Here is a 24905-nt window from a genome sequence, read left to right as displayed (position 1 = left end):
GGCTTTGCCGTTTTTAAATCCAAAAAACAAATCTTACCTTTGCAGCGCTAAAATTAAAAATCGATTCTAATACGCTCATTCTCAAAGAATAAAATATATGGCAAATATTGGTAGAGTAAAACAAGTCATCGGTCCTGTGGTGGATGTAAGTTTTGAAGGCGAAGGCAACAAACTGCCGGCTATACTTAACGCCCTGGTTATAAAGAGGAAAAATGGCAAAGACCTGATTCTTGAAGTTCAACAACACCTGGGCGAAGATACGGTGCGTGCCATAGCGATGGACTCCACAGATGGTCTTCGTCGGGGCATTGAAGTGACTGACACAGGATCTAATATCACGATGCCTACAGGAGATGTGATTAAGGGAAGATTATTTAATGTAGTAGGTGAAGCCATTGACGGTATCGGCGAAGTAGTTAAAGACAAAAATGCCTATCCGATACATAGAAAACCACCTTTGTACGAAAATCTTTCAACGGAAAAAGAAGTACTTTTCACAGGTATAAAAGTAATCGATCTGATTGAGCCTTATATGAAGGGAGGTAAAATCGGTTTGTTTGGTGGTGCGGGTGTAGGCAAGACCGTATTGATCATGGAATTGATCAATAATATAGCCAAAGCATATGAAGGGATCTCTGTATTTGCAGGGGTAGGTGAGCGTACCCGAGAGGGAAATGATCTTTTGAGAGAGATGATCGAATCGGGGGTTATAAAATATGGGGATGAATTCAAACATTCTATGGAAAAGGGTGGTTGGGACCTTAGTAAAGTGGACAAAAAAGCTTTAGAAGATTCTCAAGCTACCTTGGTATTTGGCCAAATGAACGAACCACCAGGAGCAAGGGCCAGAGTAGCGCTTTCCGGACTTACAGTAGCAGAGTATTACAGGGATGGTGATATGTCTGATCCAAATGGCGGCAAAGACATTCTTTTCTTTATAGACAATATATTCAGATTTACACAGGCAGGTTCTGAGGTGTCAGCATTGTTAGGTCGTATGCCTTCTGCTGTGGGGTACCAGCCCACACTGGCGACTGAAATGGGTTTGATGCAAGAGCGGATTACTTCCACCACCAGAGGCTCTATTACATCAGTGCAAGCGGTATATGTGCCTGCGGATGACCTGACTGATCCTGCACCGGCTACTACTTTTGCCCACTTGGATGCTACCACTGTATTGAGTCGTAAAATTGCTTCATTGGGTATATATCCCGCTGTGGATCCATTGGACTCTACTTCCAGGATCTTAGACCGCCATATCATCGGTGACGAGCATTATGATTGTGCCCAAAGAGTGAAAAACATACTTCAGCGATATAATGAGCTTCAAGATATCATCGCTATCCTTGGTATGGAAGAGTTATCTGAAGAAGATAAGTTGATTGTACAAAGAGCAAGACGGGTACAGCGATTTTTGTCACAGCCCTTCTTTGTGGCTGAGCAATTTACCGGGCTCAAAGGAGTATTAGTCCCTATTGAAGAGACTATCCGTGGATTCAATATGATCATGGACGGAGAAGTGGACGAATATCCTGAAGCAGCCTTTAACCTCGTCGGAACCATTGATGATGCTATCGAAAAAGGTAAAAAACTCATCGCTGAAGCCAACGGCTAATCAATATAAAATAGTATATGAATCTGATTATTTTGACTCCCGAGCATGAGATATTTAATGGTGCTGTAAAATCCGTTAAAGTACCTGCTATTGGTGGCCAGTTTGAAATATTAAACAAACATGCCCCAGTTGTCGCAGCTTTAGACAAGGGCAAAATAAAGGTGACCAATACTAAATCGGAGTCAACTTATTATCAAATTGACGAAGGATATGTCGAAGTTCTTAATAACCAGGTAGTCATCCTGGTGAGTGGGACCGTTCAAAAACAATAGGCCTGTACAAGCTATTTCTATTGACCACTTCATCTCAGGTGGTGCTTTAGACGAGTTTAAAAAAAAATTAGAATTTTTTGCCTAAATTTCCTCTTTATAGTTATATTTGAGCCGAAAACATATAACATATTTTCGTAATATGAATATTTTATCGGAGAGATTAAGTCAATGTATAACTGCGCTTTGTGCCTTAGAGAAGGTACAATCTTTCAGGCATTTTGCTGCTGCGATAGATTATTTACCTGAAAACTTAAGTGAAATACTTCAATCCAATATTGAACTGAGCCATGATGTAGTCAAAAAGACCTGCAAGTTATTTGATGTTAATCTTGCTTTCCTTAAGTCTGGAGATGGTACTATGTTTAATGAGCAAGACCTTCGTACTGACCTTCGTATCCTTACTATTGTGACAGATGTGCACAACGAAGAAAGAATCGTGCATGTACCGGTACCTGCACAAGCGGGTTATGTCAGTGAATTGGCCGATCCGGTTTTCTATAGTGAGCTACCTACTTATTCATTGCCTGACTTTAGGTTTAGTCAGGGTACTCATCGATCGTTTGATGTCTCAGGCGATAGTATGGAGCCTGTCCTGGAGGACGGTGATATTGTAGTTTGCAGCTACCTGGAGCCAAGCCAATGGATTCATGGTATTAAAGATGATCATGTGTATGTCGTAGTGACCTCTACTGATGTGGTGGTCAAGCGGGTCAAAAACTTAATAAGGCAAAAGAGATCCTTACAACTTATATCTGATAATGAGTCCTATCGTCCTTATCACCTTCCTGTTGAAAACATTCGTGAAGTCTGGTTTGTACGTATGAAAATTTGTCCCTTTACCCAGGCCCGCCCGTTCAATCCTCTCGAAGATTTGGTACATACCCAGGAACAGACCATCAAGGAACAATATGAAATGATCCGCTTTTTACAGCAGACTATCGAAAAATTTTCAGCAGTATCCTGATTTTCTTTTATTTCGCATTGATTAGTTGCATTAGCAGCATGAGTTAAATTGTTTATATTTATCAACTGCTTCCTATTACTTCATCACTTTAAGCAAATACTACCTTAATGAAATCAATCACAATAAAAGGCGAAGTACAATATATCAGCCTGGCTACCGGGTTTTGGGCCATCATCTCCGATAAAGGTGAAAAATATAGACCTGTGAATATGCCGGATCAATTAAAAACTGAGGGAAAGAAAGTAATATGTAAAGCAAAGCCAGTTGAGGAGGAAATCTCCTTGTTTATGTGGGGCACCCCAGTTAAAATCACTGTTTTCGAGACTTAAAGTTCACCTTATCCGGTAAGAGTATGCATTGGAGGTTTCATCTCGTTCTCATTTTATTGCTAGGTTCGATGCTATCACGAACTCAGTCTATATTATTAATCCCGGATAGGGTCTTTGATGGTGAGTCTTTTTTGGATGGATGGCAGGTTTTGGTTCAAGGAACTTTGATCAAGGAAATAAAACCAGTTATTTCAGTTGATAAAGGAACCACTATTCTAAAACTGCCTGGGACTACCTTGATGCCAGGCATGATCGAAGGCCATTCACATATTTTGTTACATCCTTATGAAGAGACTTCATGGAATGATCAGGTATTGACAGAGAGCAGGTCAGAGAGGGTATTGAGGGCTGCTCTACATCTGAAAGCTTCTCTCATGGCTGGTTTTACCACATTGAGAGATTTAGGCACCGAAGGCGTAGATTATGCGGATGTAGAAATTAAACAGGCCTTAGCGAAAGGCATATTGATTGGGCCTGATTTAATCTGTGCAGGTAGAGCGATAGTAGCTACTGGCAGTTATGGTCCAAAGAGCATGGTGTTTTCATCCCCACGTGGAGCAGAAGAAGCTGATGGGCAGGATCTGATCAGGGTAGTCCGTGATCAAATCGGCCATGGCGTGGATGTCATTAAAATTTATGCAGACTATCGCTGGGGTCCTTTTGGTGCTGCTATGCCCACTTTTTCCATTGAAGAGATCAAATCCATTGTTGAGACGGCGGCCAGCTCAGGACGACGCGTTGTTGCCCATGCCAGTACAAAAGAAGGCATGCGAAGAGCCATTCTTGGGGGAGTGAGTACTATTGAGCACGGTGATGAAGGTGATGCTGAAATATTTGCTTTGATGAAAAAGTTCAAGGTCTCATTGTGTCCTACTCTTGCAGCAGGCGAAGCAATCATGTCATATAAGGGATGGGAAAAAAATACGGACAGTCTTCCCGAAAGGATCAAAGCCAAGATGATGAGCTTTAAATTGGCCTTACAAAGTGGAGTAAAAATCATTTTTGGAGGTGATGTTGGTGTATTTGCTCATGGAGAAAATGCCAGAGAGCTCTTATTGATGAAAGAATACGGCATGACCAATATTGAAGTGTTAAAGACTGCGACTTCTATCAATGCCGATGTATTTGGACTTGATCATAAAGGAAGTATCAAGCCAGGTTACCTGGCAGATATCGTCATAGTCATGGGCCACCCCGGTGAAGACCTAAAGGCAGTTCAGAGTATAAAGCTAGTGATGAAGTCAGGTAAGATCTTGTAACCTTGATCTGCCTTTTTGTCAGACATCCTGAATATAAAGATGTCATACTAAGCATAAATTTACCTTTCTAGCCAACATTTTGTCAAAAAAACCTATTGGCATATGTATTGATAAACCAACTATGTTATCATAAATTAGAATTCACTAAAAAGAAATAATCATATGGGAAAAATAATTGGAATCGACCTGGGTACTACCAACTCGTGTGTAGCGGTCATAGAAGGCGGAGAGCCTACTGTAATAGCCAATGATGAAGGTCGAAGGACAACCCCTTCCATTGTTGGATTTATGGACAAAGGAGAAAGGAAAGTAGGTGATCCTGCTAAGCGTCAGGCTATCACCAATCCTACAAGGACCATATCCTCTATCAAAAGGTTTATGGGACGCAGATATGCAGAAGTCACGGAAGAACTCAAGCGTGTATCGTATAAAATCACCCGTGGAGATAATGACACGATCAGAGTGGATATAGATGGAAGGAATTATACACCACAGGAAATTTCGGCCATAGTACTACAAAAAATGAAAAAGACTGCCGAAGACTTTTTGGGATATGAAGTTACAGAAGCGGTCATCACGGTACCAGCTTACTTTAACGACTCTCAGCGTCAGGCAACCAAAGAAGCCGGGGAGATCGCCGGGCTTACAGTAAAAAGGATCATCAATGAACCTACTGCAGCAGCTTTGGCATATGGTATGGACAAGAAGAATAAAGACATGACCATCGCAGTATATGACCTTGGGGGAGGTACTTTTGATATCTCAATCCTTGATCTTGGAGATGGTGTATTTGAAGTAAAATCTACCAATGGAGATACTCACCTCGGAGGGGATGATTTTGATGGAGTCATCATCGACTGGCTTGCGGAAGAATTCAAAAAACAAGAAGCCATCGATCTCAGAAAAGATCCTATGGCTTTACAAAGACTTAAAGATGCTGCTGAAAGAGCTAAAATTGAGCTTTCATCTTCTTCTGAAACTTCTATAACCTTGCCATATGTGACCGCTGTTGATGGTGTGCCTAAGCATTTGGATGTTAAATTGAGCAAAGCTAAGTTTGAACAGTTGGTTGATCACCTCGTGCAAAGATCTATCAAGCCTTGCGAGCAAGCATTGAAAGATGCAGGTTTGACCAAAAATGATATAGACGAAGTGATATTGGTAGGAGGAAGTACTCGGATCCCGAGAATTCAACAGGCAGTTGAAGATTTTTTTGGTAAAAAACCAAATAAAGGGGTGAATCCGGATGAAGTGGTAGCCATAGGTGCTGCCATCCAGGGAGGTGTGCTTACCGGGGATGTTAAAGATGTCCTTTTATTGGATGTCACTCCACTTAGCATGGGTATAGAGACGATGGGGGGTGTTTATGATGTAGTGATCGAAGGAAATACTACTATACCAAGTCGAAAATCAAAAGTATACTCCACCGCTGCTGACAATCAACCTTCGGTTGAAATTCATATTCTCCAAGGTGAAAGAACTATGGCCAAGGACAATCGGGCTGTTGGTCGATTCATACTGGATGGCATACCACCAGCACAAAGAGGTGTCCCACAGATCGAGGTCACCTTTGATATCGATGCCAATGGTATGCTCAATGTATCTGCCAAAGATAAAGGCACCGGCAAAGAGCAAAAGATCCGAATTGAAGCTTCCACCGGATTATCCAAGGAAGAGATAGAAAGGATGAAGAATGAAGCTGAAGCCAATGCAGACTCTGATAAAAAAGCAAAGGAGATGGTCGAGAAAATTAATGTGGCTGACTCACTGATATTCCAGACTGAAAAACAGCTCAAAGATTTTGGTGATAAACTCTCTGCAGGCAACAAAACCAGTATCGAAAGTGCCCTGGCAGCCTTAAAAGAAGCGCATGCTTCTAAAGATGCCGACCGGATAGACAAAGCCACTGAAAGCCTTAATACTGTATGGCAAGCTGCCAGCCAGGAAATCTATCAGGCGCAACAAGGTGCAGGCCAGCCAGGGGCTGATTCAAGTGCTGATGCTGCTTCCGGTGCTAAAAATGAAGGAGCAGATAACGTGACCGATGTGGAGTACGAAGAAGTATCTGACAAAAAGTAAGCATACGTTTTGTTTTAAAAATAGCAAGGGCTTTGATTGATACGATCAGAGCCCTTTTTCTTTTAATTTAGCGCACTTAATATGAGTAAGAAAACATTGTTAGAAGAACTGAATCATCACCATTATGTGATGATCAAGCCATCGGGTATACACGGTATTGGAGTTTTTGCAGTATGCCATATTCCTAAGGGTTGCAGGCGAATGTTTTCAAAAGAGGAGGGAGAATGGGTCAGGTTGAGCTTCGAAGAAGTCAATGCCCTGCCAGACCCTGCCCGCTATATGATAGAAACCTATTGTCTCTATGATGACAAGGACTACTTTGTTCCTGCAGATGGATTTAAGAAAATGGATATCTCCCTGTATCTCAATCACAGTGATGAGCCAAATGTAGCCTCAATCAATGAAGGTGAATCATTTGAAGCAATCCGGGATATCCAACCCGGGGAAGAATTATTGGTTGATTACGGTACAATAGTAGATTGGGAATAAACTTTATTCCTTGAATCCTTTTAATACGTTATTTACGATTTATTGGAATACTATTAGGCAGCTGAACCTAAGGCCCGAAGGTGCATAAAGTGGGAATATATAGCACTTACCACAGTTGGAAACTCCACGTAAGCCACATTAAATTCCTTACAAGTTTGTTTGACAATTTTACTGATTGCAGGGTAATGAATATGAGATATTTTCGGAAATAAGTGATGCTCTATCTGATAGTTAAGTCCTCCCCAAAACCAGCCATGCCATTTTTGTTTGGTTGCAAAATTGGCTGTAGTTTTCATCTGATGCACTGCCCAATTATTTTCTATTAAAAATTCTTCTCCATGGGGTGCCACGAATTCGGCTTCTTCGTGTACGTGAGCGAGTTGGAATGTAAAGGCAATAACGATACCAGTCACGAATACCAATAGACCATAACCTAAAATCGTCTTTAATAGACCTACTTTAAATATGGGGATAATCAGAAATATCGCAACGTACGCAATTTTAGTTGCCCAAAAATGGACATGCTCTCCAATAGTCATCTTTGGTATAGCTATGGTACCTCTTATTTTACCTTTAAAATATTTTGAAAAATCGTTGGAGAAAATCCAAATCAAGTAAGACAGACTATATAGTAAGAAGCCATAAATATGCTGAAACTTGTGCATTGGTAGTTTTTTCTGACCTTCACTTACCCTCATAAATGGCCTGATGTCTATATCTTCATCCATGCCATCTATATTAGTGAATGAGTGATGCGCCATATTATGCTTATACTTCCACATATAGGAGCTTCCACCCAGGAGGTCCAGAGAATAGGCCATAATATTATTTAACCAGTTTTTCTTGGAATAGCTACCATGTGCTCCGTCATGCATCACATTGAATCCAATGCCAGCAAAAATGAAGCCCATCGCCATACATAGCACAAGGGCCAATAAAATACTCGAAGGCGTATAAAATACTAACCATATATAAGTAGCTGCAAGCAGGCTTATTAAAATGGCTGATTTAATGTATAATATGTAATTACCTGTTGGAGAAATTTTATTCTCTTCAAAATAATCAGAAACGCGCTGTTTTAATGTAGGAAAAAACTGTGCATTAGTATTGGAAAATTTAATTGCTGTCATACTTATATATAAAGTTACTCATTTATTCCGAAGTCACCAAGCATTCAAAATCATTCTAATGAAGGGTTGTTACCGCCTTCTTAATTCTTCTGACGGCTTCTTCAATATTTTGTTCGCTGGCGGCATAAGATATTCTGAAACAATTGTCATCACCAAAGGCGGATCCTCCTACGGTGGCTACATGTGCATGGTGCAATAGAAACAAAGCAAAATCGTCCGAATTGTTAATGACTGTCTGGCCATCAGTTTTACCAAAATAATAACTAATATCAGGAAAAATGTAAAAGGCACCGGTAGGAAAATTACATTTAAACCCGGGGATGTCCTTTAACAGTGAAATGATCAAGTCCCTTCTTTTTTTAAAGGCTGCAGTCATATCCAGGGTAGGTTGCAGGTCAGAATTTAATGCTGCTACGCCAGCTTTTTGGGCAATCGAATTGGCCCCGGATGTAATCTGCCCTTGGATCTTGGTACAAGCTTCAGCTATGAACAGAGGTGCTGCCATATATCCTAATCTCCATCCAGTCATAGCAAAGGCTTTTGAAAAGCCATTGATCACGACAGTCCTCTCTTTCACCTCCGGAAACGACGCTATGCTCACATGCTGACCGCTAAAGGTGATGTGTTCATAGATTTCGTCAGACATGATATAAATATTTTTATGTGGTGCCACCACTTCTGCTATTGCCTTCAATTCCGAATGACTAAATACTGATCCGGATGGATTACACGGGCTCGAAAACATAATCAGCTTGGTCCTTGAAGTAATGGCAGCGGCTATCTTGGATGCGGGAACTTTAAAGTCTTCATCTACAGAGGCTGATAGTAGTACAGCTTTGCCTCCAAACATATGCACTATATCACTGTAGGAGACCCAATATGGAGACAAAATAATGACCTCATCTCCAGGGTTAAGTAAGGCCATGCACAAGTTGGCGATGTCTTGTTTGGCTCCATTAGATACGACTATTTGATTTGGTTTAAAATCCAGTCCGTTTTCTCGTTTTAATTTGGCAACTATGGCTTCTCTCAGATCAAGGTTGCCCGCTACAGCAGTATATTTAGTATGCCCATCTTGCATAGCCTTGAGTGCTGCATCCTTGATATGTTGAGGAGTATCAAAATCAGGCTCACCTAAACTCAAGGTGATGACATCGATACCTTGCTCTTTCATTTTCCTTGCCATGGCAGCCATCTGTAAAGTTGCTGACTCGGTCATATTAAGCACCCGCTCACTTAAAATAGATTCGATTTCTGTTGTTGACATGTATTATATATTGCTAAAATGAATCGCAAAATTAATAATATCTTGATAAGCCATAGTATCTATGCAAGGTTTAAGTATCAATTCATTTAAAGTAATAAGAAGGAAGAGCAATAATTATTTGACCATGTTATTTGGCCACTTTAGAAACATCAAATAATATTAACAGCTATGGAAGAAAAACTGAAAAATTTAGATTCATTATCCATACTTGCCATGCAAGGAGGTGGGCAGCAACGCATTGAATCTCAGCACAATAAAGGAAAGTTGACCGCCAGGGAAAGATTGGCACTTTTGCTGGATGATACCTCCTTTGAAGAAATCGGAATGCTTGTCACCCATCGGAATACAGATTTTGATATGGATCAAAATATTTATTATGGGGATGGGGTAGTGACCGGTTATGGTACTATCCATCACCGATTGGTATATGTCTTTGCCCAGGATTTTACGGTATTTGGAGGTTCTTTGTCGGAGACACATGCTCAGAAAATCTGTGTCATTATGGATATGGCGCTGCAAAATCTGGCCCCTATCATTGGATTAAATGATTCCGGTGGAGCTAGAATACAGGAAGGAGTTGACTCTTTGGCCGGTTACGCAGAGGTTTTTTATAGAAACACTAAATTGTCCGGACTGATACCTCAACTTTCTCTGATTATGGGACCGTGTGCCGGTGGAGCAGTATATTCCCCGGCGATAACTGATTTTATAGTCATGGTAGACAAGACTTCATATATGTTCGTCACCGGACCCAATGTTGTAAAGACAGTGACAAACGAAGTGGTCACCAGCGATGACCTCGGTGGAGCACAAACGCATGCAGTCAAGTCAGGCATCAGTCATTTGATAGCAGCCAATGATGTAGAGGCTATCAATAAAATAAAACTTCTTTTGACTTATCTGCCTGCCAGCTATATGGAGACCGCCCCACATTACCCCTATATACTTGGTGACGAATATCGCATGGTTTTAAATTCAATTTTGCCAGGGTCCAGCCAGTCTCCTTATGATGTAAAGGAAATAATCAACAATCTGGTGGATGAAAACTCTTTTTTTGAAATTCAGGAGTTATATGCACCTAACCTGGTCATTGGTTTTGCACTAATTGCAGGTCGATCTGTTGGTTTTGTAGCGAACCAACCTAATGTGCTGGCAGGAGTTTTGGATGTGCATGCTTCTGTCAAAGGAGCCAGGTTTGTGAGATTTTGCGATTCCTTCAATATCCCCTTGATCGTATTGGTGGATGTACCTGGTTTTTTGCCTGGTACAGATCAGGAATGGAATGGTATCATCAGCCAGGGTGCCAAGCTGTTATACGCATTTTGCGAGGCAACGGTACCAAGGATCACCGTGATCACGCGCAAGGCATACGGGGGCGCCTATGATGTCATGAATTCAAAACATATCGGAGCTGACTTCAGTTTTGCCTGGCCTTCCGCTGAAATAGCAGTCATGGGAGCAAAAGGGGCCAGTGAGATTATTTTCAAAAAAGAGATAGAAGCAGCCTCTGATCCTGATGCGAAGGCTAAAGAAAAAGAATATGAATATGCTGAGAAATTTGCCAACCCCTACCGGGCAGCTTCCAGGGGGTATATTGACGCTGTAATCACTCCTGCCGATACCAGGAGAAAACTGATCAGAGCACTTGCTAGTTTGAGAAATAAAAAGATCCAAAGGTCCGATAAAAAGCATGGCAATATTCCACTTTAAATATTCCATCCACAAATAAAGAAAAAAACTAATACGAACTATAAATTTATCATTTTTGCCCCATGCGAATTCATATCATTGCCATGGGCGGAGCTGTCATGCACAATCTGAGTATTGCTTTGCACCTGGCAGGGCATCAAGTCACGGGGTCTGATGATGAGATCTACAATCCTGCCAAAGACAAGCTCGAATCTTATCATTTACTCCCACCTTTTGGATGGTATCCTGACCAAATCGATGCATCGATTGATCTGGTCATCGTAGGGATGCATGCTAAAAAGGACAACCCGGAACTTCTGAAAGCCATTGCCTTAAACTTGAAGGTAGTGTCCTATCCGGAGTACATTGGATTGCATGCTCAAAACAAAAAAAGAATCGTAGTAGCTGGTAGTCATGGCAAGACTTCCACTACTTCCATGATCATGCATATTCTAAAAGCTTGTGGGGTTGATTATGATTATCTCGTAGGGGCTCCATTGGAAGGCTTTGACCTAATGATCAAACTGTCGGATGCCCCTCTCATGATCATTGAGGGCGATGAATATCTCAGTGCTCCGACAGACCCAAAGCCTAAAATATTACATTACCATCCCCAAATCACCATCATCACCGGAATCGCCTGGGATCATATCAATGTCTTTCCTACCCATGAAGATTATATCCATGTGTTTGCAGATTATATTCAATCCTTGCCTTCAGGAGCCAAGGTGTACCATTTTGGTAAAGATGAAGAGCTTAACCATTTAGTCCATAAAACACCCAGGAGGGATATCTCATTTTCTGATTATGTAGCTTATCCACATAAGATTAAGGATGGCACAGCTTATTTGCTACATGCAGAGCATGAATTTCAAATCCAGGTGTTCGGTCTGCATAATTTTGAAAACATTCAAGCTGCGATTAGGGTTTGTTCAGATCTTGGAATCGAAGAAACAGCATCCCTCCAGGCGCTGATGAGTTTTAAAGGTGCTGCCAAAAGATTACAACCATTATTTATATCTCCTGACACCAAGATATATCTCGACTTTGCCCATGCTCCTTCTAAGGTGAAGGCTACCGTAAAGGCTATGCGAAGCCAGTTTCCTCAATTTAGGCTCATATGTCTGGTAGAGCTCCATACTTACAGCAGCCTCAACAAAGATTTTTTGCCACAATATGCTCATGTTTTGGATGAAGCAGATGAAGCAATCGTGTTCTTTAATAAACATACTTTAGAGATAAAAAGGATGCCTGATTTGGATATCGATTTTGTAAAAGCTGCTTTTGCTAAAACCAATTTGAAAGTGTTTACCCAAAACGATCAATTAGAAGGATATTTAGATAAAATAGATAAAAAAAGGACCGTGATTCTTTTCATGAGTAGTGGTACCTTTAATGGGGTAAATATTAAAGCCTGGGCACTTAACTAAAAATATTTCCTTATCGAATGTTTAAAAAATATAAGCTGATGAAAAAATCTATATTGATTTTTTGCGGGATCTATTTAAATCTCTGCTTAATGAGTCAAACCCCTCAAACTATTGGTCACCTCCATATTTTTAAAGAAGAAGCCAACGCGTTTATTGATCCTAATGCTGATATCGAGGTATTGGCCGATGGGTTTGATTGGGCAGAGGGGCCTGTGTGGTGGAAAGAGGAACAAGCCATTTTGTTTAGTGATGTTCCACGCAATACAGTATATATCTGGAGAAACAATGGTGAAGGAGCACTACCTTATATCAAACCATCAGGATATACTGGAGTAGGGGTGTACGGAAACGAACCAGGGAGCAATGGTCTCACCCGGGATCTCAAAGGAAACCTATTGTCGTGTGAGCATGGTGATCGGAGAATATCTATCATGCCCATGGGACGACCTGGAGGCAAAAAAACAGTTACTGACAATGATGGCGGAAAACGATTTAACTCTCCCAATGATGTGATCGTAGATTCAAAAGGCAGGATCTATTTCACAGATCCACCCTATGGTATGCCAGGCAAAGAAAACGATCCCGGGAAGGAAACAGGCGTGTTTGGAGTGTATATGTATGCCAACGGCAAAACAACATTGATCATTAAAGATCTGACCCGCCCTAATGGTCTGGCATTATCCCCTGATGAAAAGACTCTTTATGTTGCTCAATCAGATCCGGACAAAGCCATTTACATGAAATATCCGGTATTGTCTACCGGCATCGTGGGCAAAGGCAGTTTATTATTAGATGTGACATCGATGGCGAAATCAGGTTTGTTGGGACTGCCAGATGGTATCAAAGTGGACGATCATGGCAATATCTGGGGTACAGGCCCTGGGGGAGTGTTATTGATATCACCTAAAGGCGAATTGCTGGCCAGGATAGAGACAGGGCAAGCTACTGCCAACTGTGGTTGGGGAGAAGATGGCACAGTGCTTTATATTACGGCTGATCGTTATTTATGTAAGGTGCAGACGAAGGTGAAAGGCGTACCCTTCAGATGAGTTTGATGGTGAAGCATTGGATTACTATTGGATCCAGTTAGCATTTATAACAATGATTCAATCTGCTGATTCCAGTCCCCATTTAATTTAAAATCATCCAGGGGTCTTAGTGCTTCATCCTGGGAGACTAACAATTGAAATTTTTCAAGATCGCTGCTCCAGGAGTTGCCATTATAATATTCTACCCCTTTAAAATCTCTTGTTTTATACAGGGAAGATTTTTGATATCCATTGCCCAGATAAATATAGCTTTTATCCATTGCCTTGGCGATATGTATACATTTCCACATCAACCATTTACCTAATGGAATATTTTGTTCTAAAAAGGTGGTATCATAGAATGAAAACCAAAAGTGCATAAAAGAATCAGAAATCACTACCAGGATATATCCTATGACTTTGTCATCTTGGTTAAACTGAATGATATGAGTCAAATATTTTCTAGAGCAGATATATTTTATACGCTCTAATGGCATCTTATGATCCCCGATGCGTACGTTGCTATATTTTTTGGCGAAATCAAAAAACTCATCCCACTGATCAAAAGATTCTATGGGAATGACCGACTCTTTAATATTGAAAGAAGCTATTTTTCGTTGAACTCTACGATTTTCGCTGGTATCGGAAAAGTGGTCAAGTACTATGCGAATACCTCTTGATTTGTAAAAGATATCTGCTCTGATCTCCAGATTGCCGGTATAGGGTAGGAAACCATTGGAGTAAATAAATTCTAAATCACTTCTAGACTCGCAGATTGCATAAATGGTATAACCAAAAGTGTAAGAGGAATAATCGTGGCGATATTCGGATAAAAAAAATTTCATGAGACTACAATGGTGCGGATCCCGGGTTTAAAGGTAGGCTTGTTGCCTCAATTCTTCTACATCCTTGATTTCTTTTGGTATGGGTGGCCCCAGTATTTTACTGCCTTGATCCTCAACAAGCACATTGTCTTCAATCCTGATGCCGCCAAAAGGCAGCATGCGTTCGATTTTATCATATTGAATATGGTCTTTAAACTTCCCCTGTGCTTTCCACTGACTGATGAGCTCCGGAATGAAATATATGCCGGGCTCTACTGTCAGCACCATCCCCGAACGTAAGGATTTTGCCAGTCGAAGGGAACGCAACCCAAATTGGTTGCTTCTGGTCATATCTGGGGTATAGCCTGTATACTCTTCACCAATGGATTCCATATCATGTACATCCAAACCAAGCGCATGGCCTAATCCGTGCGGAAAAAATAGGGCATGCGCTCCCAAGGCGACCAGGTCATCAGAGTCCCCTGATAAGAACCCGAGTTGAGTCATTGATTGGGCAATATTCTTAGCAGCTGCAAGGTGGATGTCGAGGTATTTTGTACCGGCTTTGACAGCTTGAATGGCCTTGTTCAGGGTATCTAGTACAATGTTATAAATGTCTTTTTGAAAGCTCGAAAAGGTGGCAGCTACAGGAATGGTTCTAGTGATATCCCCAGCGTAATGCATGTGTGAGTCAGAACCGAAGTCACCCAATAAAAGCTGCCCTGGCTTCATAACATTGTGATATGAATGATTGTGTAAGGTTTGACCATCGACCGAGAGAATGATAGAATAGGGGATATCAAGATTAGCCGCCAGGCAGTGTGATCGGACAGCTGCCATAACTTCAGACTCCTGCATACCTGCTTTGGTCTTAGTCATCATTATACGATGCATCTGACCGGATACCTCTATGGCTTGTTCTAATTGGGTGATTTCTACATTTGACTTAATCTCCCGTTGTTGGACTACAGCTTTGGCTAATGGTATACTGTAATCTGACGCTATAGATTCAGGAGTCTTGCCCAGCAAAGATCCCAATTTGAAAGAATGATCCCCTCGATATACCGGAAGATAATGCACTCTTAATCCTTTAGTCACCGTTTTCTTAATAAGGTTCTCGCCTTGAGCCTGAGTGATTATATTTTCAATACCCGACCACATGGCTAGTTCCTGAAGAGAAGGCACAGGTCCAGTCCAAACAACATCATCCATACTGGCTTCATCACCCATCAGATAGCTTTGGCCTTCCTCGGCGTCGATCAAAATGGAGATGCCGGCCCTCTCAATGCCGCTATAGTACAACACATTACTATCTTGACGAAAGGGGTAGGTGTTGTCTCGGTAGTTTATACCACTTTCTTCATTGGCAACAAATAGGATCAGCCCATCTCCAATCAGGTTGGCTAATTCAGCTCTTCGAGCCTGGTAAATAGATGAATTAAAGAAATGTAAGTTCATTTTTAAAAGATTCAAGGTCAAATTAACGGAAAACCCTTCAAAACCTTGTGTAATTTTGCATCTTTCTATTAGGTAAATATGAATGTATTCTTTAGGCTACTAAAAGTGATTGGTATAGCAATACTCATCATCCTCAATGAAAATCTACAGACGATTTTTAAAAACTCCTTCATACCGCTTCATTTTATAGCTAGTATTGTAGGCTTTTCGTTATTCTTTCTATTGACTCAACTGGGAAAAGATTTGTTGCTTTATTTCTATCGAAAACGGAAAAAAATAGCTTTTAATAAAACTGACAATGTCACTGTAGGAATAGAGAATATTTATTTTTTGGTGATTAGTGGAGTGGCTTTTTACTTTTTGCTTCACTTGCTGAATCTCAAACCAAAGGACTTTTTTACTGGATTGACCCTGATTTCAGCTGCCATCGCTATCATCATGAAAGATTATATTTCTAACATTATCACCGGTATGATCTTAGGGTTTTCTGATAAAATAAAAATTGGAAATTATGTAAAAATCGGTAAGTATACAGGAGAAGTAAAGGATTTTTCGCTTACTATGATTACTTTGCAGGATGATGACGATGTGCTCATCTATGTGCCTAATAGTTCTATTTTCACCCAAGACCTCATCAATCATACGACACTTGATCAAGATATAAATACAATACATTTTGAGGTGAACAATAAAATGAAAATTCCATTTAGGGATCTTGAGAAGTTAATCGCCGATGTAATGAGTGAATTTGAGGTTGCTATCTTACCAGGTAGTGTTCAACTGGTAGTGGATGCTACGCATCAGGAAAGTACCTCGTTTAAACTGCAGTATACGCTCAATGGACAGGACCTTAAATTGTCAAAAAATCTTAAGTACAAAGTGTTGAAATGTGTCTACGAAAACACATCAATCAATGGATTACTCAACCGTTGATATATTAAAACGTAAAACTATGAAGGCAAAAAAAAAAGCTCCTGCAGTAGGAGCTTTTAGTGGAGATTCATTTTTGCCTTTTGATGTTTCAATCTCCAAAATATTTTTTTATTCAATACTTATTAATGAATACTCTACGAAGTTAAGCACTTTATGTAATTCTGCAAGTTTTCTATTGTATATTTTTTCAAACGAAATTTTTGAAAAAAAATTTGACACATCAATTCATGCTTATAGACTTTAAAACTTTGCAAGCAGCGGACACAGATCTTGAAGATGAAATTTAAACTTTAAAATAGAAGATACATCATACTTTTTCCCTGAAAAATGGAGCATATCCGTACTGCTTATTCCTTCATATCCAACCTGCCTAAGCATGGTAACAAGCTGTCCTCTGTGATAGGTAGAGTGGTTAAATACGTGAGCGAAGATGTGGTAATGTTTCATGATGACCGGATCCCCATTGATTCTTTTGAAAGAAAGTGTTCGGTCCATTTCTAAAGAATCGAATTGATCTACAAAGGACTTTAAATTTTCAGAACTCTCTGCCCAAAGCATTAGCAGTGCTGTTCGGCTTCCCCGGAATACACCAGGCAGCCAGACGGGGTTTTCCTTTTCCAGTAACCGGTCTAACCAGATTGTCTCCGCTCCAACTATATGCAACGCAGTCGAGGCGATAGAGCCAAAACTGGAAGTGATGGGTTGATTCCACTGTTCTTCTGGTAGAGCACGAAGCCATTCAGTCACGGTTTGGTTGGCCCATATATTGTAAGATGCAATTTCTTGAAAATACATGTTCATGCGTTATTATATTTTTGACGCTAAATTAAAATAAATCAATCTTCAAAACTAACTGAATCGCTTATTTTTGGACGATCAATAAAATGGTAGAACACAGAGAACACTTCTTTAATAAGATGATTTTGACCTTACACCATATCATTGCATCTGCTATCCCGACACTAATCAATTCAAGTTGTTCCGGCTAAAACTTGAAAAGAGTGCCTTCCTTCCTACAACTAAAAATTGAAAAAAATGGATAAACAAAAAATTGTTGAATTGATATTGGCTTCACATGATTCACTGCTACAGTCAGTGAAGAACTTGACCGAGGAACAGTGCGTGTTTTCCATGCCAGGTAAGTGGTCAGCATTGCAACATCTTAAACATATCGAACTCAGCAATACCCCTTTGGCTAACATATTCAGTGATAAGGATAGATTTCTATCAAAAAAGTTTGGTGAGGCAATAAATGGGAGCAGATCCTACGAGAAAATAACCAGTATCTATAAAAGTGCTTTGGCGCCGGGAGTCCGGGCTCCACAGACATTTGTGCCTGAACCTATCAGCTATAATGAAAGGTATGGTCTATTCGACGAATTTAATGCCAGGCTAAAGCAATTAATTTCATCTATGGAACTGTTTAGCGAAGCTGAAATCGACCGATACCTTATACCACACCCATTAGTAGGCAAGATCACTATGCGGGAGATGTTTTATTTTACGGTATTTCATGCAGGTCATCATCAGAACAATTTAATAAGAGATCTGGGAACAATGTGAGGCTTCTATTTTAATTATCCGGAATATGATTACTTATTGGATTGTAAGTATGCCAGCAAGTCCGCCATGTCTTGTACGGTCATATTTCCTTCCAGGCCCTCCATCATCAGAGATTTGCCTAGCGCGGTAAGGCTTTTGATATCTTTTTTATTCAACACCAATGTGGTCCCACCCATTTTTTTGATGGTAATCGAAAGGTCAGATTCAGCATCGATAATACCAATATGTATCTCGCCCTCCAAGGTTTCGATTTGATGGCTGATATACTTAGGGTCCGTGGCTGCATTAGGATCGAGTATGTCATGCAACAGGGTCTCTTTACTTTTTCTATTGATTTCAGTCAGGACAGGGCCTACTTTTTGCCCGACACTGCCGTATTGGTGACATTGACTACACAATCCTTCAAATATCCTGGCACCCTTATCTACACTACCTTGCAATTTTATTGCACCGTACATTTTATCTATAGCCTCTTGTCTGGTAGTGACGCCTGCATCCGAAAATAGAGCCTGAGCTCTTTTTTTGATATTCTCATCATCCGTCCACCAAAGTAATCGTCTACGACGCTCCAGATCAAAATTCATCTCACCTATATTTATGGTTCCCTTTTCCAGGCCATCCAGCAATGCGGGATGATGGATCTGTTTGTACAATAAAATATCACTGGCTGATCTCCTTGTTTGAGGACTCAAAGTTGCCCAAGCACGAATCAATTCAAACCCCACTTTTACATCACTGACTTTGGACAACTGTTGTAAGGCCGCTTGTTGCAGGGAGACTGGCTGATTGTTTTGTAGGCAGGCAAACAGAACAGAGGATTTAAGATCAAAAGGCGCCAAATCAAGGAGGTTTAAATATTCCAACCGCTCAGAATCGGGTATATTTTGGAGTAAGACCCGATGTAAAGCTTCTTCGCTGAATAGCCGGAATTTATTGGACATTGGCCAGCCCATTTTATTTCTTAGCTGAGCGAGTGCACCAATGAGCTGTTTGTCCTTGGAAAGCTCTAAAGTTTGGATCGATTTTTTGAGCTGATCAGAAGTGCTTTGCCCATTTGGTTTAAGTGAAAGATTAAGAATAATTTCGCTTTTTATTTGATCGCTGATCTTCGTACTGGAGAGCGATTGCATTAATGATGTCATATCCTGGTCTGATGCCGAAGCAAGTAGAGCTAAAGTGATTAATAATTTGTTTTTATTCTTAGAATTCGGTAGTGTAATGACTTGGTCAAACAGAGCTACCGGGGAGAATTTGGATGCCAGGGATAGCGCTGAAGTATTCCATTCATCCATAGGCAGGTGGACTGCAGCGAAGATAGCAGATAAAATATCTTGGCGATGCATATTAAAAGTCTTTTGATTTATAACACTGGTGCTTAAAGCTGCCTGCATTCTGGTTCTTTGATTTTCATCGGTCAATAATTGTAAACAAGCGTTTAAGATCATGTCATTCGAATCTAATCTGTTCTCGACCATCAAAAGTGATTGTTCCCGAATACCTGAGCTTGGATCTTTTAATCCGTTGAGGAGTTCTTGATCACTGACTTTTCGGAGGCTATTTAATATCCAGAGGGCATGGAGCCTGGACATCTCATTGCCCCGCAGCGTAAGCTCCTTCAATTTAATTATTTGCAGATCATCTGGATTGTGCTCCAGAATCAAACGATGGGCTGTCTTTCTTACCCATTGGTTATCATCTCCAAGACAAGCGAGGCGTCCGTCGAACGAATCTAACTTTGAATAGTCAAAAATCGAAGGTTCTCCTGATTGCAAAGTGATTTTATAAATTCTGCCTTTCTCTTTGCCCTCATTCATGTCAAGGGTGTTTTCTATTTCATCGGGTATCCACTCAGGATGTTCGATCACCTTTCGATGCATATCCACTATATACATGGCTCCATCAGGACCAGCCGACATATTGACTGGTCTGAATGATCGATCACTACTAGCCAGGAAATCCCGATGATCTAATAATCTACTGGCGCGCAGCGCAGCGCCATTACTACTTATTTTATCTATATGTATTAGATTCAGTACTACATCAGCCACCCAGACTGTATGCTGAAGATCTGGCCCAAGTCTCCCATTATTATAGTAGGTGATACCACATGACCCGGAGAAATAGCCGGATTGTTCGGGGTGATTTACTCTGGATTCTTGTTCTCCAATGGGATATATGCGGGCAAGTCCATTTTCTTCATGGTCTGAGATATTTAAAAGCGAATGTCCGATAGTTGTTTTTAGGTTCGATTGATATCTGCCAGAATAAACCAGGTTGGATATATGATTCAAGTTATGTGTCTCAAAGGGATGATCCCATTCGTCCATGGCCAATCCAAAACCTCCTGAGGATCTCCCGATTCGTTCAAGTTTTTTTGAATTGAGATTAAATCTAAAGTCCTGTCCCCTTAGATCTATCCTTGAGGTGGTATCTCCCCACCAAAAGGGTTGCCCGGAATTGCCGCCATTAACAGCATATATCCATCCATCCAGACCATATGTCAGCCCATTATAGTTGTGTTGGAGGTTACCGGTAGAAAATCCCGACATCAGTGTATCTACATGATCTGATATTTCGTCTCCATTCCTATCCTCAATGTACAACAAATAGGGAGGGGCAGCAACCAACAGGCCTTTTCGAAATAAAAGTATGGATGAGCCCAATTGAAGGTTTTCTGCAAACACTTTTGAATCATCAAATATGCCATCCTTATCACGATCTTTGAGTAAGATGACTTTACTGAAAACATCCTCAAAAGGATAACCAGGCATTTCTAATACATAGGCTTCTCCATGTGTGCCAAATTCAAGATCCACCGGATCTTTTATCAAGGGCTCCGATGCTACTTTTGTAATATTAAAGCCCGATTCCAGCACAAAGCCACTCAAATCATTTTTGGGTTCATGCTTACAGGACGACAATAATATAATAATCAAGTATAAAAGGATAAAGTCAGCTCTAAGCTTTTCCATGATTCCAGGTTTGACAATAATGTATAAATGTAGTAAAGTTCGTCTGCAATTTAAAAAGTAGAATATATACGTGACTATTTTCAAACCATAGTTGTATCATTAGGCAAATAGTTATACATTTAATTAAATATTCTTAATTTCGAACCCCCAACTATGCCCGGATACGATATAGAGATCATCCTTAATCGTCAGTTAGCTGAATGCCTCAGCATACCAGTTTTTATCACTGACACTTTTGGCAACCTGATATTTTACAATGAACCTGCTGAAGACATTTTGGGAAAGCGATTTGAAGATACTGGAGAAATGCCTGTAGAAGTCTGGGCTAACATATTCAAGCCGTTGGACGAACAAGGCATTAGTCTTTCTCCGGATGAACTGCCCTTAGTCAAAACCTTAAAAGAATTATTGCCCAATCATAAATCATTCTGGATTGAGAGTCTGGCCGGTGCCTCTAAAAGGATATCTGTGACCTCTTATCCTATTATTGGAAGGGAAAAAAAATTTTTAGGTGCAGTTGCAATTTTTTGGAAAGCCGATCCCGTATGAAAATAAAATTTTGGGGAGTACGTGGCTCCATACCCACTTCAGGTGCTGATACTAATAAATATGGAGGTAATACCTCTTGTCTGACCTTGACCGGAGCTGATTATAATCTGGTGTTGGACGGGGGGTCAGGTATGCAAAATGTATCTTTTGCAGATCCGATGATTGACAATCGTATTGACATCTTACTGACCCATTATCACCTCGACCATCTTCAAGGATTAGGTTTTTTCAAATCTCTGTTCAATCCAAATCTCGAAATACATATTTGGGGACCAGCCGCTGACTATGATGAACTGCATTTTAGGCTCAATAGATACCTATCGCCACCTCTATTTCCGGTTTTGCTCCGTGATCTGCCTTGCAAATTACATTTGCATGCCATTAATAATAGTCACTTTAGCATTGGAGCCTTAGACATTCATGCGAGGTATGTGATCCACCCCGGTCCAACAGTTGGCTACCGAATCAAAGAAGGAAATAAAGTTTTTACCTATATACCCGACCATGAACCAGCTTTGGGGCCTGAAGGCATGTTGAAATCTTCCAATTGGATATCAGGGTTCGATCTTGCGGATCAAGCTGATCTGCTGTATCATGATGGTCAGTATACAGCTCATGAGTACCTGACGAGAATAGGTTGGGGCCATTCATCTATGGCTGATGCTGTACTCTTTGCAAGAGCCTCTCAAGCCAAACACTTGATTTTGGCTCATCATGATCCTGGTCATACTGACGAGCAATTGGATGAGATTTATGCTCAGCTTATGGACGATCATCTCTGCGAATTTGTTTGCGAATTAGCGCGAGAAGGTATCACCATTGAACTTTGAGCTTGGTTTTCATTTAAAATAAAACTCTTTTTTTTAACTCCTTGTCTTAGATGAAATAGTAGACTGCATAATCAATAAAAAACTTTATTGAATAATCAGATATTTTGAATATTATTCAAAAAATGATTAAATAATTGAATATCGTATAAATATTTTTGTATATTTAATAATATTGTTCAACAATACTGGACATTTATTATCTTTGCTTTATAATTGATCTTCTATAGATTAATTTTTTTGACATACTGTGAGGTGATGAAATTGGCAGACATGCCCTCTTGTCTCGGGGGTGGAGTCAAGCGACAAACTGAGTATAAGGCCTGTCCCTGTTTGTGGACAGACTGGGGTTGACCACCAGGCAATGTACTCGTGCTAAGCTCTCCGTGAAGGTTCGAGCCCTTCCCTTACAGCTTTCTCATTTATTTTTCGGTTATATTTACGTGCTGCTTGTCTATGGAGGATTGAGCAGTTTTTACCTTGTGTATAATATTTTAACCTGCCTTTTGGATATCAATGAGACCGCTAATTAGCTTTTCTATCTGCTTTTTAATGCTCAGTGCTCAATGCCAGCGACCCGGTGCTCAGTCGCCCATTATGGAGAGGATTAAAGGACTCAGTTTTGTAGCACCTTCGCGACCATTTGACTCTAACCCATTTGTGGATGTATTAAATGTTAACTCCAGTTGGATCGCAGTCATCCCTTATGCTCTTTGCAGAGCTGGTGAGCCTGTAGTCCACTATGATCATCAAGAAAGTGACAAGCGGTGGTGGGGCGAAGGAAGACATGGCATTGAAGAAACTATATGCCAGGCTCAATCAAATCATATTAAAGTAATGCTGAAGCCACAGATCTGGGTAGGCAAGGATTGGATCGGCAATCTTCAATTTGCCACAGCAAAAGATTGGGAAAAGTGGGAAGACTCTTATGAAGATTATATTTTGCCATTTGCTGCCCTTTCTGAAGAGATGGGGGTAGAAATGATATGTATTGGGACGGAAATCAAAGGAAGTATTACTGCAAGACCTCAATTTTGGCAAAACTTAATCACTAAAGTTAGATCAGTTTACAAAGGAAAAGTGACTTATGCTGCTAATTGGGATGAATACGAAAAAGTAAGCTTCTGGAGTCGATTAGACTATATTGGGGTCAATGCATATTTCCCATTGTGCGAGGAAAAGAATCCAACAGAGCAATCTCTCACGAGAGCTTGGGATCCATTGTTAAATGAGCTGGGAAAGTTTTCAAAAAAGTATCACAAACCTATACTTTTTACTGAGTATGGCTACCTTAGCGTCGATGGAAGTGGGGGAAAGACCTGGGAGTTGGAGTCAAAATTAAAATCACTAGATTACAATCCTCAAGCTCAAGCCAATTGCCTTAATGCTTTACTCGAATGTTGCTCTAAAAGAGATTTTTGGCAAGGTGGTTTTGTATGGAAATGGTATTCAGATCCCAAAAATATGCGACATGGTTTGGAAAAAGATCATAGCCCACAGGGCAAACCTGCAGAGGATGTCATCAGAAAATGGTATGCAAAAATGTAGTGTCGGATTATAGTCTGGCTGCCACCGCATCCCAATCTACGACATTAAAGAATGCAGCCAAATAGTCAGCTCTTCGGTTTTGATAATGCAGATAATAAGCATGTTCCCATACATCTACGCCAAGAATAGGGGTGCCTTTTTGCTCAGCAATGTCCATAAGCGGATTGTCCTGATTAGGAGTAGAGGAGATAAAAAGCTTACCCTCACTATCCTTTGATAACCAGGCCCAACCACTGCCGAATCTAGTCATTCCGGCTTTGCTTAGTGCTTCTTTAAATGAATCGAACGATCCGAAAGTGCCATTGATTGCATCGCCGATGATACCGGTAGGTACTCCGCCTTTACCTGGGCCCATGATCTGCCAAAACAAGGAATGGTTATAATGCCCACCCCCATTATTTCTTATAGCTGGGCTCAACGTGGAGATATTGGCCATGATTTCCTCCAATGACTTATCAGCCCATATAGTATTTTCTACTGCATTGTTGAGATTGGTCACATATGCCTGATGATGTTTTCCATGGTGGATCTCCATCGTTCTGGTATCAATATGTGGTGTGAGTGCATCAAAGGCATAAGGTAAATCTGGAAGTGTAAAAGCCATAATAGTATTTATGTTTAAATAATTGATTTGATCTGATTAAACATCTGCGAAGTTAACTGCTTGAATCGATAAGTCA

The 24905-nt window shown here is 40.5% G+C and carries 23 protein-coding genes; 16 read left to right on the top strand and 7 right to left on the bottom strand.

Annotation, left to right across the window (positions count from 1 at the left end):
* The first annotated feature begins 97 nt into the window (after positions 1-97).
* The 7 genes from IPJ09_06650 to IPJ09_06620 all read left to right on the top strand — a co-directional run bounded on the left by IPJ09_06650 (position 98) and on the right by IPJ09_06620 (position 7007).
* Positions 98-1615 (top strand): F0F1 ATP synthase subunit beta, encoded by a 1518-nt coding sequence (locus tag IPJ09_06650; protein ID MBK7371107.1) that lies wholly within the window; start codon positions 98-100, stop codon positions 1613-1615.
* A gap of 17 nt (positions 1616-1632) precedes the next feature.
* Positions 1633-1887, top strand: coding sequence for an ATP synthase F1 subunit epsilon (gene atpC / locus IPJ09_06645; GenBank protein ID MBK7371106.1), 255 nt, complete (start codon positions 1633-1635; stop codon positions 1885-1887).
* A 139-nt stretch (positions 1888-2026) separates the two neighbouring features.
* Entirely contained in the window at positions 2027-2851 is an 825-nt protein-coding gene (locus IPJ09_06640; protein MBK7371105.1) for a helix-turn-helix transcriptional regulator, read from the top strand.
* A gap of 107 nt (positions 2852-2958) precedes the next feature.
* Positions 2959-3180 carry a hypothetical protein gene (locus tag IPJ09_06635; protein ID MBK7371104.1) on the top strand — a complete coding sequence of 74 codons (222 nt, stop codon included), beginning with the start codon at positions 2959-2961 and terminating at the stop codon, positions 3178-3180.
* 23 nt (positions 3181-3203) lie between these two features.
* Positions 3204-4439 carry an amidohydrolase family protein gene (locus tag IPJ09_06630; protein ID MBK7371103.1) on the top strand — a complete coding sequence of 412 codons (1236 nt, stop codon included), beginning with the start codon at positions 3204-3206 and terminating at the stop codon, positions 4437-4439.
* 162 nt (positions 4440-4601) lie between these two features.
* Complete coding sequence (dnaK, locus tag IPJ09_06625) at positions 4602-6518, top strand: molecular chaperone DnaK (protein ID MBK7371102.1); 1917 nt, start codon at positions 4602-4604, stop codon at positions 6516-6518.
* A gap of 81 nt (positions 6519-6599) precedes the next feature.
* A complete protein-coding gene (locus IPJ09_06620; GenBank protein MBK7371101.1) occupies positions 6600-7007 on the top strand; it encodes an SET domain-containing protein in 408 nt (135 codons plus the stop codon).
* Between the two features lie 53 nt (positions 7008-7060).
* On the opposite strand, the gene IPJ09_06615 is transcribed toward IPJ09_06620, so the two are convergent.
* Positions 7061-8137 carry an acyl-CoA desaturase gene (locus IPJ09_06615; protein ID MBK7371100.1) on the bottom strand — a complete coding sequence of 359 codons (1077 nt, stop codon included), beginning with the start codon at positions 8135-8137 and terminating at the stop codon, positions 7061-7063.
* Positions 8138-8192: 55 nt separating this feature from the next.
* Positions 8193-9404 carry a pyridoxal phosphate-dependent aminotransferase gene (locus IPJ09_06610; GenBank protein ID MBK7371099.1) on the bottom strand — a complete coding sequence of 404 codons (1212 nt, stop codon included), beginning with the start codon at positions 9402-9404 and terminating at the stop codon, positions 8193-8195.
* Positions 9405-9572: 168 nt separating this feature from the next.
* Between IPJ09_06610 and IPJ09_06605 the strand changes: the two genes are divergently transcribed.
* The 3 genes from IPJ09_06605 (at position 9573) to IPJ09_06595 (ending at position 13572) form a co-directional block, all read left to right on the top strand.
* Entirely contained in the window at positions 9573-11114 is a 1542-nt protein-coding gene (locus IPJ09_06605; protein ID MBK7371098.1) for an acyl-CoA carboxylase subunit beta, read from the top strand.
* Between the two features lie 62 nt (positions 11115-11176).
* Positions 11177-12523 (top strand): peptidoglycan synthetase, encoded by a 1347-nt coding sequence (locus IPJ09_06600; protein MBK7371097.1) that lies wholly within the window; start codon positions 11177-11179, stop codon positions 12521-12523.
* Between the two features lie 38 nt (positions 12524-12561).
* Complete coding sequence (locus IPJ09_06595) at positions 12562-13572, top strand: SMP-30/gluconolactonase/LRE family protein (protein MBK7371096.1); 1011 nt, start codon at positions 12562-12564, stop codon at positions 13570-13572.
* Between the two features lie 44 nt (positions 13573-13616).
* Here the strand turns inward: IPJ09_06595 and IPJ09_06590 are convergent, their stop codons facing one another.
* Positions 13617-14396: a GNAT family N-acetyltransferase gene (locus IPJ09_06590; protein ID MBK7371095.1), complete on the bottom strand. Its 780-nt coding sequence runs from the start codon at positions 14394-14396 to the stop codon at positions 13617-13619.
* Positions 14397-14423: 27 nt separating this feature from the next.
* Positions 14424-15833 carry an aminopeptidase P family protein gene (locus IPJ09_06585; GenBank protein ID MBK7371094.1) on the bottom strand — a complete coding sequence of 470 codons (1410 nt, stop codon included), beginning with the start codon at positions 15831-15833 and terminating at the stop codon, positions 14424-14426.
* Between the two features lie 78 nt (positions 15834-15911).
* Here IPJ09_06585 and IPJ09_06580 point away from each other — a divergent pair, with 78 nt between their 5' ends.
* Positions 15912-16766, top strand: coding sequence for a mechanosensitive ion channel (locus IPJ09_06580; GenBank protein ID MBK7371093.1), 855 nt, complete (start codon positions 15912-15914; stop codon positions 16764-16766).
* A gap of 19 nt (positions 16767-16785) precedes the next feature.
* Positions 16786-17010, top strand: a complete 225-nt coding sequence (locus IPJ09_06575; GenBank protein MBK7371092.1) for a hypothetical protein — start codon at positions 16786-16788, stop codon at positions 17008-17010.
* On the opposite strand, the gene IPJ09_06570 is transcribed toward IPJ09_06575, so the two are convergent.
* Positions 17007-17561: a DinB family protein gene (locus IPJ09_06570; GenBank protein MBK7371091.1), complete on the bottom strand. Its 555-nt coding sequence runs from the start codon at positions 17559-17561 to the stop codon at positions 17007-17009. The genes IPJ09_06575 and IPJ09_06570 overlap by 4 nt on opposite strands.
* A 240-nt stretch (positions 17562-17801) precedes the next feature.
* On the opposite strand from IPJ09_06570, the gene IPJ09_06565 reads away from it, so the two are divergent.
* The gene (locus IPJ09_06565; GenBank protein MBK7371090.1) at positions 17802-18329 is read left to right on the top strand and encodes a DinB family protein; all 528 of its coding nucleotides are present in this window, start codon (positions 17802-17804) and stop codon (positions 18327-18329) included.
* A 29-nt stretch (positions 18330-18358) separates the two neighbouring features.
* Here IPJ09_06565 and IPJ09_06560 read toward each other — a convergent pair whose 3' ends face one another.
* Positions 18359-21301, bottom strand: a complete 2943-nt coding sequence (locus tag IPJ09_06560; GenBank protein ID MBK7371089.1) for a c-type cytochrome — start codon at positions 21299-21301, stop codon at positions 18359-18361.
* A gap of 153 nt (positions 21302-21454) precedes the next feature.
* Here IPJ09_06560 and IPJ09_06555 point away from each other — a divergent pair, with 153 nt between their 5' ends.
* The 3 genes from IPJ09_06555 to IPJ09_06545 all read left to right on the top strand — a co-directional run bounded on the left by IPJ09_06555 (position 21455) and on the right by IPJ09_06545 (position 24225).
* Entirely contained in the window at positions 21455-21850 is a 396-nt protein-coding gene (locus IPJ09_06555) for a PAS domain-containing protein (GenBank protein ID MBK7371088.1), read from the top strand.
* Positions 21847-22680, top strand: a complete 834-nt coding sequence (locus tag IPJ09_06550; GenBank protein ID MBK7371087.1) for an MBL fold metallo-hydrolase — start codon at positions 21847-21849, stop codon at positions 22678-22680. Before IPJ09_06555 ends, IPJ09_06550 begins: the two co-directional genes overlap by 4 nt.
* 513 nt (positions 22681-23193) lie before the next feature.
* On the top strand, positions 23194-24225 hold the full coding sequence (locus tag IPJ09_06545; protein MBK7371086.1) for a glycosyl hydrolase 53 family protein: 1032 nt from the start codon (positions 23194-23196) through the stop codon (positions 24223-24225).
* Positions 24226-24232: 7 nt separating this feature from the next.
* Here the strand turns inward: IPJ09_06545 and IPJ09_06540 are convergent, their stop codons facing one another.
* The gene (locus tag IPJ09_06540) at positions 24233-24829 is read right to left on the bottom strand and encodes a superoxide dismutase (GenBank protein MBK7371085.1); all 597 of its coding nucleotides are present in this window, start codon (positions 24827-24829) and stop codon (positions 24233-24235) included.
* Positions 24830-24905 lie beyond the last annotated feature (76 nt).

It is taken from the genome of Saprospiraceae bacterium (assembly GCA_016709995.1).
Lineage (GTDB): Bacteria > Bacteroidota > Bacteroidia > Chitinophagales > Saprospiraceae > JADJLQ01.
Note: the sequence above shows the minus strand (reverse complement) of the source record. Positions and strands in the feature narration are given on the sequence as shown.

Coding starts and splice junctions, on each gene's coding strand:
- IPJ09_06585 (MBK7371094.1), bottom strand. CDS start 15,833: ATGAACTTACATTTCTTTAATTCATCTATTTACCAGGCTCGAAGAGCT.
- IPJ09_06595 (MBK7371096.1), top strand. CDS start 12,562: ATGAAAAAATCTATATTGATTTTTTGCGGGATCTATTTAAATCTCTGC.
- IPJ09_06630 (MBK7371103.1), top strand. CDS start 3,204: ATGCATTGGAGGTTTCATCTCGTTCTCATTTTATTGCTAGGTTCGATG.
- IPJ09_06635 (MBK7371104.1), top strand. CDS start 2,959: ATGAAATCAATCACAATAAAAGGCGAAGTACAATATATCAGCCTGGCT.
- IPJ09_06600 (MBK7371097.1), top strand. CDS start 11,177: ATGCGAATTCATATCATTGCCATGGGCGGAGCTGTCATGCACAATCTG.
- IPJ09_06615 (MBK7371100.1), bottom strand. CDS start 8,137: ATGACAGCAATTAAATTTTCCAATACTAATGCACAGTTTTTTCCTACA.
- dnaK (MBK7371102.1), top strand. CDS start 4,602: ATGGGAAAAATAATTGGAATCGACCTGGGTACTACCAACTCGTGTGTA.
- IPJ09_06580 (MBK7371093.1), top strand. CDS start 15,912: ATGAATGTATTCTTTAGGCTACTAAAAGTGATTGGTATAGCAATACTC.
- IPJ09_06565 (MBK7371090.1), top strand. CDS start 17,802: ATGGATAAACAAAAAATTGTTGAATTGATATTGGCTTCACATGATTCA.
- IPJ09_06540 (MBK7371085.1), bottom strand. CDS start 24,829: ATGGCTTTTACACTTCCAGATTTACCTTATGCCTTTGATGCACTCACA.
- IPJ09_06640 (MBK7371105.1), top strand. CDS start 2,027: ATGAATATTTTATCGGAGAGATTAAGTCAATGTATAACTGCGCTTTGT.
- IPJ09_06555 (MBK7371088.1), top strand. CDS start 21,455: ATGCCCGGATACGATATAGAGATCATCCTTAATCGTCAGTTAGCTGAA.
- IPJ09_06575 (MBK7371092.1), top strand. CDS start 16,786: ATGAAGGCAAAAAAAAAAGCTCCTGCAGTAGGAGCTTTTAGTGGAGAT.
- IPJ09_06610 (MBK7371099.1), bottom strand. CDS start 9,404: ATGTCAACAACAGAAATCGAATCTATTTTAAGTGAGCGGGTGCTTAAT.
- IPJ09_06570 (MBK7371091.1), bottom strand. CDS start 17,561: ATGTATTTTCAAGAAATTGCATCTTACAATATATGGGCCAACCAAACC.
- IPJ09_06550 (MBK7371087.1), top strand. CDS start 21,847: ATGAAAATAAAATTTTGGGGAGTACGTGGCTCCATACCCACTTCAGGT.
- IPJ09_06620 (MBK7371101.1), top strand. CDS start 6,600: ATGAGTAAGAAAACATTGTTAGAAGAACTGAATCATCACCATTATGTG.
- IPJ09_06560 (MBK7371089.1), bottom strand. CDS start 21,301: ATGGAAAAGCTTAGAGCTGACTTTATCCTTTTATACTTGATTATTATA.
- atpC (MBK7371106.1), top strand. CDS start 1,633: ATGAATCTGATTATTTTGACTCCCGAGCATGAGATATTTAATGGTGCT.
- IPJ09_06650 (MBK7371107.1), top strand. CDS start 98: ATGGCAAATATTGGTAGAGTAAAACAAGTCATCGGTCCTGTGGTGGAT.
- IPJ09_06590 (MBK7371095.1), bottom strand. CDS start 14,396: ATGAAATTTTTTTTATCCGAATATCGCCACGATTATTCCTCTTACACT.
- IPJ09_06545 (MBK7371086.1), top strand. CDS start 23,194: ATGAGACCGCTAATTAGCTTTTCTATCTGCTTTTTAATGCTCAGTGCT.
- IPJ09_06605 (MBK7371098.1), top strand. CDS start 9,573: ATGGAAGAAAAACTGAAAAATTTAGATTCATTATCCATACTTGCCATG.